Here is a 12,252-nt window from a genome sequence, read left to right on the forward strand (position 1 = left end):
GAGCGTTTTTAATGAAAAAAGTAGAGCTAGTTAACATTGGAAAGTCATACGATCAAAAAACAAATGTCATTCAAGATATTAACGTCACAATTGAACCTGGAGAATTCTTCGTATTAGTAGGTCCTTCAGGATGTGGAAAAAGTACAATGCTGCGAATGATTGCGGGATTAGAAGAAGTCACGCAGGGAGAACTGCTAATTGGAGATGTAAAAGCAAATAAACTGCTTCCAAGTCAGCGCGATCTGTCCATGGTGTTTCAAAACTATGCTTTATATCCGCATTTGACAGTAGAACAAAATATTCTTTTTGGCCTGCATACAAAGAAGATTTCAAAGCAAGAACAGCAAAAGCGCTGCAGGGAAGCAGCAGAGATGCTTGGTTTAAGTGAATATCTAAAGAGAAAGCCTAGACAGCTTTCGGGAGGACAGCGTCAGCGTGTAGCGCTTGCGCGTGCTATTGTTACTCATTCGCCTATTTGCTTGATGGATGAGCCGTTATCAAACTTAGATGCGAAGCTGCGCGCGAAGATGAGGTCAGAAATTCGCCAGATTCAGCGTAAGTTAGGTATTACGATGATTTATGTCACGCACGATCAAACAGAGGCGATGACGATGGCAGATCGAATGATGATTTTAAATGGAGGAAATATTCAACAAATTGGACGTCCGCTTGATATTTACAATGCACCAAAGAACACGTTTGTAGCATCTTTTATAGGTTCTCCCCCTATGAATTTATCAAACGTTTCTATAGAAAATAACTTACTAGTTTTTGAAGATAGAAGAGCTATTTCTATGAGTACACCACACAGTAACCTTAACGGTAAAAAAGAAGTTGTGGTTGGAGTGAGACCTGAGCATATACAGCTTGCGACAAACGATAATACGAGTTTTATTGTGGAAGTAGATAATGTAGAAATTCTAGGCACGGAAACACTGCTTACATTTCATATGGGAGACAAGCAGTGGATGGCTAAGTGGAACGGTCAATGGAATATAAAAGTGGGAGAGCGCGTCCCTATTTTTATCGATCCAAAACATCTGTTTTTATTTGATAACGATACAGATTCATGCTTGCACTATGAACCATCAACGGAAGATTTAACTGTAAAGGGGGCATTTGTATGAGTGCTGTTACCAAAACAGCAAACTCGCCTGTTTCTGTTTCATCAAATCCAAAAGAAAAGAAGTCAATGCCTAACCTATTGGTAGGATTATCTTACTTGCTGCCATCATTATTGTTATTTGGTGTATTTCTTTTCTACCCAATGATTAAGACCTTATATTTAAGTCTTTTTATTACAGACACACAGGGAAATCCCTTGAAATTTGTAGGATTACAAAATTTCTCATATCTATTTACAGATCCAAACTTTTTACAAAGTATGAAAGCCACTTTTTTATTTGTACTCTACACGGTGCCTATAGGTTTAATTATTGCCTTATTCCTAGCGCTAATCGCAAATGAAAAGCTAAAAGGAATTGGTTTTTTCAGAACAATGTTTTCATCTACGATGGGAATGAGCGTAGCGGCTTCTTCTGTAATTTGGATGTTTATGTATAACCCAACAATCGGTGTTATCAATAAAGTATTAAATCTTGTAGGCATTCATGATGTGCAGTGGTTATTAGATCCTAAGTATGCGCTGATTGCTGTGTCTATCTCTACGATTTGGATGAACATTGGATTTACTTTTTTAATCTTACTTGGCGGTTTGCAAAATATTGATGAAAAGCTGTATGAAAACGCGCGTATTGCTGGAGTTAGCTATTGGTATCAGCTCCGTAAAATTACGCTTCCTATGCTTTCGCCAACGCTGTTTTTTATCATTACCGTTTCTTTTATTAACGCGTTTCAAACGTTTGGACAAATTGACATTTTAACAAAAGGCGGACCTACAGATTCTACGAATGTCATTGTTTATTCAATCTACAAAGATGCATTTGTGAACTATAATGTTGGTTCTGCAAGCGCTCAAGCTGCAATCTTGTTTTTCTGTATTCTACTGGTTACGGCTCTTCAATTTAAGCTTGGAGAAAGGAAGGTACATTATCAATGAGCATCACGAGAAAATGGACAACTTACTTGCTGCTCATTGCAGCTACTTTAGTATTGATGTTTCCTATCCTATACGCTTTTTCCATTAGTTTTATGAGTGGAGCGGAAGTGTTGGAAGGAAAGATTTGGCCGTCATCTTTTTCACTTGAAAATTATCGGGATGCTTTTGAAAAAGTTCCGCTGCTTCATTATTTAATTAACAGTTTTGCTGTATCTATCTTCGTCATGGCTGGGCAGCTGTTAGTTTCAAGTTTGGCAGCTTTTGCATTTGTATTTATTAAATTTAAAGGAAGAGATGCTATTTTCTTTCTCTTTATTTCTACGATGATGATTCCATGGGAAGCAACGATGGTTCCTAACTTTTTAACAGCGCAAAAGCTAGGGTGGATTAATAACTATTTAGGATTAACAATTCCTTTTTTCGCCTTAGCATTTGGAACCTTTTTATTGCGCCAACAGTTTAAAACCATTCCGAATGAGTTATATGAAGCTTCTCAAGTCGCAGGGATCAGTCGCTTCCGTTTCTTTTGGAACGTGGTGCTTCCTGTGTCTAAAACAAGCTTAGTTACGCTTGGCGTATATAGCTTTTTAACAACATGGAATATGTATTTATGGCCACTATTAGTGACAAATACAGAGGATGTTCGTACCGTTCAGATTGGTTTAAAACAAATGCAAACACAAGAGATTTCAACTGATTGGGGAGTGGTTATGGCCGCTGTCGTTGTTGTTATCTTACCGACATTATTACTATTATTCCTAGGTCAAAAACGTCTTCAAAAAGGATTAACCCAAGGTGCAATTAAATAGGAGAGTGAATGTGATGAAAAAGATATTGGCTATCGTAACGGCATGCTTGCTAGTTATTCTAGGTGCTTGCTCAAATTCAACTGGTTCTTCGGAAGCGCAAGAAACAAAAAAAACAGCATCAGGTAAAACAGAAGTCGTATTTTGGCACGCTATGAGCGGTGACCTTGAAAAATCACTCAATAAAATTGTCGATGAGTACAATAAATCTCAGGACAAAGTCGAAGTAAAACCTGTTTTCCAAGGAACGTATGAGGAAGCACAAACAAAATTTAATACAGTAGCAGGAACAAAGGATGCACCCGCTATTATGCAAACGTTCGAAGTAGGAACGAAATTCATGATAGACAGCGGTAAGATTCAGCCTGTTCAAAAGTTTATCGATCAAGACCACTATGATACTTCACAGTGGGAGAAGAACATTTCAAGCTATTACCAAGTAGATGGAAAGCAATATTCAATGCCATTTAACTCTTCAACACCTGTTCTTGTTTACAATAAAGATGCTTTTAAAAAAGCAGGGTTAGATCCTGAAAATCCTCCAAAAACGTATGATGAATTAAAGGCAGCTGCAAAGAAGTTAACAGAAAAACAAGGAAATAAAACATCGCAATACGGTTTTTCAATTCTAAATTACGGATGGTTTTTTGAAGAGCTAGTTGCTTCTCAAGGCGGCTTGTATGTAGATCACGAAAACGGCCGTAAAGGTGATGCTGAGAAGGCAGTATTTAATGGAAAAGAAGGACAAAACGCATTTAATTTAATCAATGATATGTATAAAGAAGGTACATTCTACAATGTAGGACAAAACTGGGATGATATGCGCGCAGCATTTCAATCTAAAAAAATTGCAATGTTCCTGGACTCATCAGCAGGTATTAAAACATTAGTAGACAATGCTCCATTTGAAGTAGGCGTATCAGATCTTCCTGTGCCAAAGGAAGAGGATCGCCAAGGAGTAGCTATCGGGGGAGCATCTTTATGGATGTCTAAAGGAATTAGTGATGAAACATCCAAAGCGGCGTGGGACTTCATGAAATATTTAGCAACACCAGAAGTTCAGGCAAAATGGCACGTGGAAAGTGGCTATTTTGCGGTTAATCCTAAAGCATATGATCAAGAAATTGTAAAGAAAGAATGGAGAAAATATCCTCAACTAAAAGTGACGGTTGATCAGCTGCATAAAACTAAATCAACTCCCGCAACACAAGGCGCTTTAATTTCGGTATTTCCGGAATCACGTCAAAAGGTAGTAACAGGAATGGAAAGCCTGTACCAGGGAGTAAAGCCGAAAGAAGCACTTGATCAAGCTGCAAAAGAAACAAATAGAGCATTAGAAGTAGGGAATCAAAAATAACCTATGATTACGAAGCTCGTCTTTCAAGTTATTTTGAGGACGAGCTTTTTATTTAGTGAATAACTAGTTAGGGGAGATGGAAGACAATGAACACTTCAATTAATCTTTATGCGCATCGCGGCTTTAGTGGACGGTATCCTGAAAATACAATGATTGCATTTGAAGAAGCTAGAAAAATGCGGGTTGCAGGTATTGAATTGGATGTACAATTAACAAAAGACGGGGAAATAGTAGTTATTCACGATGAGCGAATTGATAGAACAACGAACGGAATGGGGTATGTTCAAGAGTTTTCATATAAACAGCTTCGTTTATTCGATGCTGGAAGCTGGTATGATTCTCGTTTTTCTAACCAATCAATTCCTGCTTTAATAGAAGTGTTTGAGTGGATGATGGACAAAAAGGCAAAATTGACCCTGAATATTGAATTAAAAAATGACCAAATTTACTATCCAAAACTTGAAGAAAAGGTTCTTCGTCTAATTGATGAGTTTAATTTAGAAGATCAAGTTATTTTGTCATCTTTTAACTATGATAGCTTGGCTAAAGTGAGATCTCTCCATTCATATATACCAACAGGTTTTTTATTTGAAGGGGTGAGCGAAGATGCTATTGGAAAAGCAAAATCGATAGGAGCGCACCTACACTGTGATATGTCGTTTGCTCTTTCTTCATACGGGAAAAAAGCAAAGCAAGAGGGATTAGACTTACGGGTATATACAATTAATGAAATGAATGACTTTTTGAAGCTCCAGCAGGCTTCAGTAAAAGTAGTGATGACAGATTACCCTAACCGTTTTTCCTCTACAATGTTCAAAGGATGACGTAGAAAGAAGCCGGGACAAAAGTACTTGACCCACAGTGAAAAACGAACCCTTGATCAACATGTTTGATTAGTGGTTCGTTTTTTGTTGTGGTGAACGTAAGTTTCATCTGTTTTGTTCCTTCTAGCAGTTGATTGGAGGGCAAGACGAAAATTCCTGCGGAAAAAGCGGAACAGGTGAGACTCCGCAGGAGCGGAAGCGACGAGGAGGCTCAGCGGCCGCCCGCGGAAAGCGAGGTCTTGCATGGAAATCAACTGCGGTGTAACAAGCGGTTCAGCTCATGTATCCCATTTGTTCGTCTTTAGGTTGGATTAAGTTCGTTATGTCTTAATCTTTTTTTGAAAAAATTTTATTCTATTCTGAATAGTATAAAATTTATATTGTGAAATTGTTTTATAGATGATATATTGAGAATAGATTATAATGTTCCTTATGAAAGCGAATACATGTTGCGTAGCTCCGCAAACGTTCATTTGCCGGTCCCTAGCATCGTCTGTTATCTCTTTTAGGAGGAATAAAAACTCATGTATGATCAAGATACTATCTACATTATTGGAGATGCCAAAGCTCCTCAAAGCAATCCGATTACTAAAAAGTTCAATCAGTATTTTTTAGGGTTGGTAGTTGATAAAACAAATGGGAAAATTGTTGATGTGGAATGCTCAGCGACGATTGAGTTGACCGTTCGATTTGTTCAATCGATTTTTATTGGACGTCACATAAGTGATCCCACCCTTACAGACGAAATTAACAGCCGCTACTTCGGGTCTTCCCAAAAAGCGCTGGTGGTAGCGTTTCATGATGCACAGAAAAAATATCAGCAAATAACAGCTGCTTTGTCTACATAGACCTAGACGAAATCCAGCCTGACGTTTTCAAACGTTGGGCTGGATTTTGTTTTGTATAAAAATATTTTCGCGGAGATGAAGGGGGAAGAATAAATGATTCAAGATGGATTTATGTATGTGAGTGTGTTAACTGCCTTTGCTGCGCTCATGGTAGGGATTGAAAAAAGATTTAAAGCCAATCGATTTTTCAAATTTATCCCGGGTATTGTACTTATTTATATAGGAGCTGCTCTTATGCAAACGGCAGGGTTATTTGGGGATAGCGAATCAAATGTCGCCATGTATACGGGTGTTAAAAATGCACTGCTTCCGGCCATGCTGATGCTTATGCTGTTAAAGTGTGATGTTCGAAGTGTAATTAAACTTGGTCCAAGAATGCTGGGAGGATTCATCGTCGCGGTTTTTAGCATAATGGTAGGTTTTATCCTCGTCTATGCCATCTTTAAGAATTTCTATGTAGAGGATACGTGGAAAGCTTTTGGTGCTTTATCAGGAAGTTGGACCGGAGGATCAGCTAACATGGTTGCTCTCCAAGGGATTTTGGATGTTCCAGAAAATATATTTGGCTACGCTCTTATGATGGATACGATTAACTATGCCGTATGGGTTATGTTTATGTTTTGGCTTGTACCATTTGCATCTAAATTTAATAAATGGACAAAAGCAGACGTCAGCTTTATTGAGAATAGTATAGATGAAGTCGCAGCAACTTCTGAAAGCGAAAAAGAAGGCCCTCAGTTTCAGCATCTTCTTTATTTACTTGGTCTAGGTTTGTTCGTTTCGGCATTTTCTACATTTATCGGAGGGCGTTTGCCTGAAGTGGGAGCGGTTATTAATGCAACGAGCTGGACGATTATGATTGCTTCTGTCGTTGGTCTAGTGCTTGCTGTAACCCCAGCGGCAAAAATTCCAGGTACGCTCGATGTATCAAACGTTATGTTATACATCGTTGTAGCGTTAATTGCTTCTCAATCAGATTTTTCAAATTTAGCTCAGGCTCCTATTTACTTAGTATCTGGTTTTCTCATTATGTTCGTGCACTTAGTGATCATGCTGTTGCTAGCTAAACTATTTAAATATGATTTATTTACGCTCGGAGTAGCAAGTTTAGCTAATATTGGTGGAATGGCGTCTGCTCCAATGCTTGCAGCTGCTTATAACCGTGCACTGATTCCGGTAGGAGTCATTATGGCTCTGATGGGTTCCTTCTTAGGTACTTATTTTGGTATGATGATCGCCAAAATTTTAGGGGCGATTTAAGAATAAACCAAAAATACGTATGAAAGAATATTTGTGCTGAATCGAAAGGAAGCGATTGAAATGATAATTAAAGACATAACTGTAAAGCATCAAACCGTTCCACTGCTCGTTCCGTTTAAAACAGCGCTTCGAACAGCAACAGAGATAGACAGTATAAGTGTAGAGATTCAGTTAGAAAACGGAATAAAAGGAAAAGGAGCGGCTTCGCCAACATATGTTATTACAGGCGATTCTTTAGAAGGCATTCAAGCTGCACTTCAAGGACCTATTAAACTAGCGCTAATAGGGGAGGATATACGTCAGTTTCAAAAACTCTTAAAAAAAATTCAAAGCTGCTGTATTCACAATTCAAGTGCTAAAGCGGCTGCTGATATCGCTTTGCATGATGCTTATACAAAGTTTCTCAACATTCCTTTATATGCTTTCTTGGGCGATAAGCAGCCTATCTCTACGTGTATGACGATAAGTGTTGATACACCTGAGAAAATGGCTGAAGACGCACAAAAAAGTGCAGCGGACGGATTTGACATTTTAAAAGTAAAGGTAGGTTCAATTCCTGAGCTAGACCTTGAACGTATTAAACATATTCGATCTGTCATTCCGGATCATGTAAAACTTCGTTTGGATGCAAATCAAGGATGGACTCCAAAACAAGCAGTGCAATTAATTAATGAAATGGAAACTCTCAACTTTGGTATTGAATTGGTAGAACAACCTGTCCCTGCTCATGATTGGGAAGGGTTAAAGTTTGTGACTGAACGAGTAAACGTACCCATTATGGCAGATGAGAGTCTATTTTCTGCCAAAGATGCATTAAGGCTTGTAAGCGGGCGGTACGTGGATCTTTTGAATATTAAGTTAATGAAGTGCGGAGGAATTAATGAAGCAAGAAAAATCGCAAGTATTGCTGAGGCGAACGGTGTTGCATGTATGATTGGAAGCATGATGGAACCCTCACTTTCCGTGGGAGCAGCTGCTCATCTGGCAGCCGCTCATCCGAATATCACGTATTTTGACTTAGATGCTCCTCTTTGGCTTTCAACTGAACTGGATGTGTTAAAGTACAGCGGTCAAGAGGTTTTCTTATCAGATCTTCCTGGAATAGGAGAAATCACCGTTCCTATCTCAAAATAAAAGGATAGTAATATAGTAGAAGGAGAGAGACGATGAATATAAAACGTTGGCTTTTGACGGCAACAACAGTTATTTTAGCTACATTTGGGGTCAGTGCAGTTCCTGCTGTTCATGCTTCTCAAGAAAAAGAAACTGCTTATATAGATGTCGCAGCAGCTACTCTGTGGACAGCACCAAACATCTTGCGTGAAGTGGACGCTCCGTCAGCTACTAATCCTGTAGATATGAAAAAGTGGACCACATCGATGAATTTGAAACAGAAGCAGCAGTTATCTAGCGATGGGATGCTTGAGACACAAGCGTTATATGGAAACAAAGTAACGGTTTTAGACGAACAAGGAGACTGGGTCAAAGTAGCTGTAGACGGACAGCCTACTTCTCGAAATGAATTAGGATATCCCGGATGGATGCCTACCAAACAATTAACCTATAGCAAAAGGTACGAACAGTATGCAAAGAAGCCTTTTGTAATGGTGACGGCTCCGACTACTTATTTATATCATTCGCCTTCTTTAAAAAAGAAAGGTATTGAAGTTAGCTATAATACGCGCTTACCTCTTTTGGCAAAATCAAAGAGTGCATATAAAGTATTAAAACCAAATGGAAAGACAGCATGGATTTCTACAAAAGCAGGAAAAATCTACGCGTCTCAAAAAGATATTCCTGTACCAACTGGCACGGAGCTTGTTGAAAGTGGAAAGGCATTTTTAAATCTTCCATATTTATGGGCTGGCATGAGCGGTTTTGGATTTGACTGCTCTGGATTTACGTTTACGATGTACCAATCCCATGGTATTACGATTCCACGTGACTCAGGGCCACAGTCTCGAGCAGGGAAACCAGTAGATATGAACAACCTTCAACCTGGAGACTTATTGTTCTTTGCCTATAACCAAGGAAAAGGAAGCGTCCACCATGTAGCAATGTATGCGGGAGATGGCATGATGATTCATTCGCCGAACTCCGAGCGGACAGTAGAGATTATTCCTTTAAACACGAAGGGATATATTGAAGAGTATGCAGGTGCACGTCGTTATTTACCTTAATCAGTAAGATAAGTAAGAAGCTCTTTTTGTGAAGGGCTTCTTTTTTAATATAGAGTATAGATAAAAAATTAGAAAATTTAGTTTATTTATGTTTAATTACTTCTCAGTAAGGGAAGAAGTTAAATAAGAGAAAAAAATCATTTTTCTTCTTGAAACATATTGACTTTATATGCAAAGCGTTATATTATTATAAAGCGTCGTTGAGACATACTCGTAACAACGAAGCTGAAAAAAGAATTTTAAAAAGTTGTTGACATTACGCTGATAACTTGATAAGATAATGAAGTCGCTTAAGAGCGGCGGTTGAACTTTGAAAACTGAACAAAGCGACAAACGTCAACGTTAATTTTTATTTTTAAAATGAGCAAGTCAAACATTTCTTCGGAGAGTTTGATCCTGGCTCAGGATGAACGCTGGCGGCGTGCCTAATACATGCAAGTCGAGCGAACTGATTAGAAGCTTGCTTCTATGACGTTAGCGGCGGACGGGTGAGTAACACGTGGGCAACCTGCCTGTAAGACTGGGATAACTTCGGGAAACCGAAGCTAATACCGGATAGGATCTTCTCCTTCATGGGAGATGATTGAAAGATGGTTTCGGCTATCACTTACAGATGGGCCCGCGGTGCATTAGCTAGTTGGTGAGGTAACGGCTCACCAAGGCAACGATGCATAGCCGACCTGAGAGGGTGATCGGCCACACTGGGACTGAGACACGGCCCAGACTCCTACGGGAGGCAGCAGTAGGGAATCTTCCGCAATGGACGAAAGTCTGACGGAGCAACGCCGCGTGAGTGATGAAGGCTTTCGGGTCGTAAAACTCTGTTGTTAGGGAAGAACAAGTACGAGAGTAACTGCTCGTACCTTGACGGTACCTAACCAGAAAGCCACGGCTAACTACGTGCCAGCAGCCGCGGTAATACGTAGGTGGCAAGCGTTATCCGGAATTATTGGGCGTAAAGCGCGCGCAGGCGGTTTCTTAAGTCTGATGTGAAAGCCCACGGCTCAACCGTGGAGGGTCATTGGAAACTGGGGAACTTGAGTGCAGAAGAGAAAAGCGGAATTCCACGTGTAGCGGTGAAATGCGTAGAGATGTGGAGGAACACCAGTGGCGAAGGCGGCTTTTTGGTCTGTAACTGACGCTGAGGCGCGAAAGCGTGGGGAGCAAACAGGATTAGATACCCTGGTAGTCCACGCCGTAAACGATGAGTGCTAAGTGTTAGAGGGTTTCCGCCCTTTAGTGCTGCAGCTAACGCATTAAGCACTCCGCCTGGGGAGTACGGTCGCAAGACTGAAACTCAAAGGAATTGACGGGGGCCCGCACAAGCGGTGGAGCATGTGGTTTAATTCGAAGCAACGCGAAGAACCTTACCAGGTCTTGACATCCTCTGACAACTCTAGAGATAGAGCGTTCCCCTTCGGGGGACAGAGTGACAGGTGGTGCATGGTTGTCGTCAGCTCGTGTCGTGAGATGTTGGGTTAAGTCCCGCAACGAGCGCAACCCTTGATCTTAGTTGCCAGCATTTAGTTGGGCACTCTAAGGTGACTGCCGGTGACAAACCGGAGGAAGGTGGGGATGACGTCAAATCATCATGCCCCTTATGACCTGGGCTACACACGTGCTACAATGGATGGTACAAAGGGCTGCAAGACCGCGAGGTCAAGCCAATCCCATAAAACCATTCTCAGTTCGGATTGTAGGCTGCAACTCGCCTACATGAAGCTGGAATCGCTAGTAATCGCGGATCAGCATGCCGCGGTGAATACGTTCCCGGGCCTTGTACACACCGCCCGTCACACCACGAGAGTTTGTAACACCCGAAGTCGGTGGAGTAACCGTAAGGAGCTAGCCGCCTAAGGTGGGACAGATGATTGGGGTGAAGTCGTAACAAGGTAGCCGTATCGGAAGGTGCGGCTGGATCACCTCCTTTCTAAGGATTTTTACATGACGTACGTTTTGACACTTTGTTCAGTTTTGAGAGTTCAATCTCTCATTAATAATTGCGCCTGCGATTACTAGGCGCAAAACTGCACGTAGATATCACAGTGATGTTTATCATGATGTGATTGAAGTCAGTTGTTTTGTTCTTTGAAAACTAGATAACAGTAATTGCTGAGGAAAAGTGAAACTTTTCTTTAATCAAACCAATAAATAACACAACATTATGTTGTACCATTTATTCGCTAATGGTTAAGTTAGAAAGGGCGCACGGTGAATGCCTTGGCACTAGGAGCCGATGAAGGACGGGACTAACACCGATATGCTTCGGGGAGCTGTAAGTGAGCTTTGATCCGGAGATTTCCGAATGGGGAAACCCACTGTTCGTAATGGAACAGTATCTTTATCTGAATACATAGGATATTGAAGGCAGACCCGGGGAACTGAAACATCTAAGTACCCGGAGGAAGAGAAAGCAAATGCGATTTCCTGAGTAGCGGCGAGCGAAACGGAATTAGCCCAAACCAAGAGGCTTGCCTCTTGGGGTTGTAGGACACTCTATACGGAGTTACAAAGGAACGAAGTAAATGAAGCGACCTGGAAAGGTCCGTCGAAGAAGGTAACAACCCTGTAGTTGAAACTTCGTTCCCTCTTGAGTGGATCCTGAGTACGGCGGAACACGTGAAATTCCGTCGGAAGCTGGGAGGACCATCTCCCAAGGCTAAATACTACCTAGTGACCGATAGTGAACCAGTACCGTGAGGGAAAGGTGAAAAGCACCCCGGAAGGGGAGTGAAAGAGATCCTGAAACCGTGTGCCTACAAGTAGTCAGAGCCCGTTAATGGGTGATGGCGTGCCTTTTGTAGAATGAACCGGCGAGTTACGATCCCATGCAAGGTTAAGCTGATAAGGCGGAGCCGTAGCGAAAGCGAGTCTGAATAGGGCGTTTAGTATGTGGTTGTAGACCCGAAACCAGGTGA

At 40.9% G+C, this 12,252-nt stretch carries 10 protein-coding genes and 2 rRNA genes (1 of these 12 cut by a window edge); all 12 read left to right on the forward strand.

What is annotated here, in order from left to right; all coding sequences use genetic code 11:
- Positions 1-11 precede the first annotated feature (11 nt).
- Positions 12-1,127: an ABC transporter ATP-binding protein gene (locus JNUCC25_RS02360; protein WP_013055196.1), complete on the forward strand. Its 1,116-nt coding sequence runs from the start codon at positions 12-14 to the stop codon at positions 1,125-1,127.
- The gene (locus JNUCC25_RS02365) at positions 1,124-2,059 is read left to right on the forward strand and encodes a carbohydrate ABC transporter permease (RefSeq protein ID WP_029325284.1); all 936 of its coding nucleotides are present in this window, start codon (positions 1,124-1,126) and stop codon (positions 2,057-2,059) included. Before JNUCC25_RS02360 ends, JNUCC25_RS02365 begins: the two co-directional genes overlap by 4 nt.
- Positions 2,056-2,868, forward strand: coding sequence for a carbohydrate ABC transporter permease (locus JNUCC25_RS02370; protein ID WP_013055198.1), 813 nt, complete (start codon positions 2,056-2,058; stop codon positions 2,866-2,868). Before JNUCC25_RS02365 ends, JNUCC25_RS02370 begins: the two co-directional genes overlap by 4 nt.
- A 13-nt stretch (positions 2,869-2,881) precedes the next feature.
- On the forward strand, positions 2,882-4,222 hold the full coding sequence (locus JNUCC25_RS02375; protein WP_013055199.1) for an ABC transporter substrate-binding protein: 1,341 nt from the start codon (positions 2,882-2,884) through the stop codon (positions 4,220-4,222).
- Between the two features lie 86 nt (positions 4,223-4,308).
- A complete protein-coding gene (locus JNUCC25_RS02380; protein WP_057274177.1) occupies positions 4,309-5,046 on the forward strand; it encodes a glycerophosphodiester phosphodiesterase in 738 nt (245 codons plus the stop codon).
- A 130-nt stretch (positions 5,047-5,176) separates the two neighbouring features.
- Positions 5,177-5,311, forward strand: a complete 135-nt coding sequence (locus JNUCC25_RS02385) for a hypothetical protein (protein ID WP_255255964.1) — start codon at positions 5,177-5,179, stop codon at positions 5,309-5,311.
- A gap of 259 nt (positions 5,312-5,570) precedes the next feature.
- Positions 5,571-5,894 carry a DUF3870 domain-containing protein gene (locus JNUCC25_RS02390; protein WP_013055201.1) on the forward strand — a complete coding sequence of 108 codons (324 nt, stop codon included), beginning with the start codon at positions 5,571-5,573 and terminating at the stop codon, positions 5,892-5,894.
- Between the two features lie 93 nt (positions 5,895-5,987).
- Positions 5,988-7,154, forward strand: coding sequence for a DUF819 family protein (locus JNUCC25_RS02395; RefSeq protein ID WP_013055202.1), 1,167 nt, complete (start codon positions 5,988-5,990; stop codon positions 7,152-7,154).
- 60 nt (positions 7,155-7,214) lie between these two features.
- Entirely contained in the window at positions 7,215-8,288 is a 1,074-nt protein-coding gene (locus JNUCC25_RS02400; RefSeq protein ID WP_013055203.1) for a dipeptide epimerase, read from the forward strand.
- 32 nt (positions 8,289-8,320) lie between these two features.
- Entirely contained in the window at positions 8,321-9,334 is a 1,014-nt protein-coding gene (locus tag JNUCC25_RS02405; RefSeq protein WP_140456607.1) for a C40 family peptidase, read from the forward strand.
- 378 nt (positions 9,335-9,712) lie between these two features.
- A 16S ribosomal RNA gene (locus tag JNUCC25_RS02410) occupies positions 9,713-11,264 on the forward strand.
- Positions 11,265-11,522: 258 nt separating this feature from the next.
- Positions 11,523-12,252 (forward strand): 23S ribosomal RNA (locus tag JNUCC25_RS02415) (it continues 2,206 nt past the right edge of the window).
- The 16S and 23S rRNA genes sit together here, the layout of an rRNA operon.

The organism is Priestia sp. JNUCC 25 (assembly GCF_053667915.1).

What these genes read in the sequence shown, in the direction of transcription:
- JNUCC25_RS02360 (WP_013055196.1), top strand. Translation starts at nt 12, where the DNA reads ATGAAAAAAGTAGAGCTAGTTAACATTGGAAAGTCATACGATCAAAAA.
- JNUCC25_RS02365 (WP_029325284.1), top strand. Translation starts at nt 1,124, where the DNA reads ATGAGTGCTGTTACCAAAACAGCAAACTCGCCTGTTTCTGTTTCATCA.
- JNUCC25_RS02370 (WP_013055198.1), top strand. Translation starts at nt 2,056, where the DNA reads ATGAGCATCACGAGAAAATGGACAACTTACTTGCTGCTCATTGCAGCT.
- JNUCC25_RS02375 (WP_013055199.1), top strand. Translation starts at nt 2,882, where the DNA reads ATGAAAAAGATATTGGCTATCGTAACGGCATGCTTGCTAGTTATTCTA.
- JNUCC25_RS02380 (WP_057274177.1), top strand. Translation starts at nt 4,309, where the DNA reads ATGAACACTTCAATTAATCTTTATGCGCATCGCGGCTTTAGTGGACGG.
- JNUCC25_RS02390 (WP_013055201.1), top strand. Translation starts at nt 5,571, where the DNA reads ATGTATGATCAAGATACTATCTACATTATTGGAGATGCCAAAGCTCCT.
- JNUCC25_RS02395 (WP_013055202.1), top strand. Translation starts at nt 5,988, where the DNA reads ATGATTCAAGATGGATTTATGTATGTGAGTGTGTTAACTGCCTTTGCT.
- JNUCC25_RS02400 (WP_013055203.1), top strand. Translation starts at nt 7,215, where the DNA reads ATGATAATTAAAGACATAACTGTAAAGCATCAAACCGTTCCACTGCTC.
- JNUCC25_RS02405 (WP_140456607.1), top strand. Translation starts at nt 8,321, where the DNA reads ATGAATATAAAACGTTGGCTTTTGACGGCAACAACAGTTATTTTAGCT.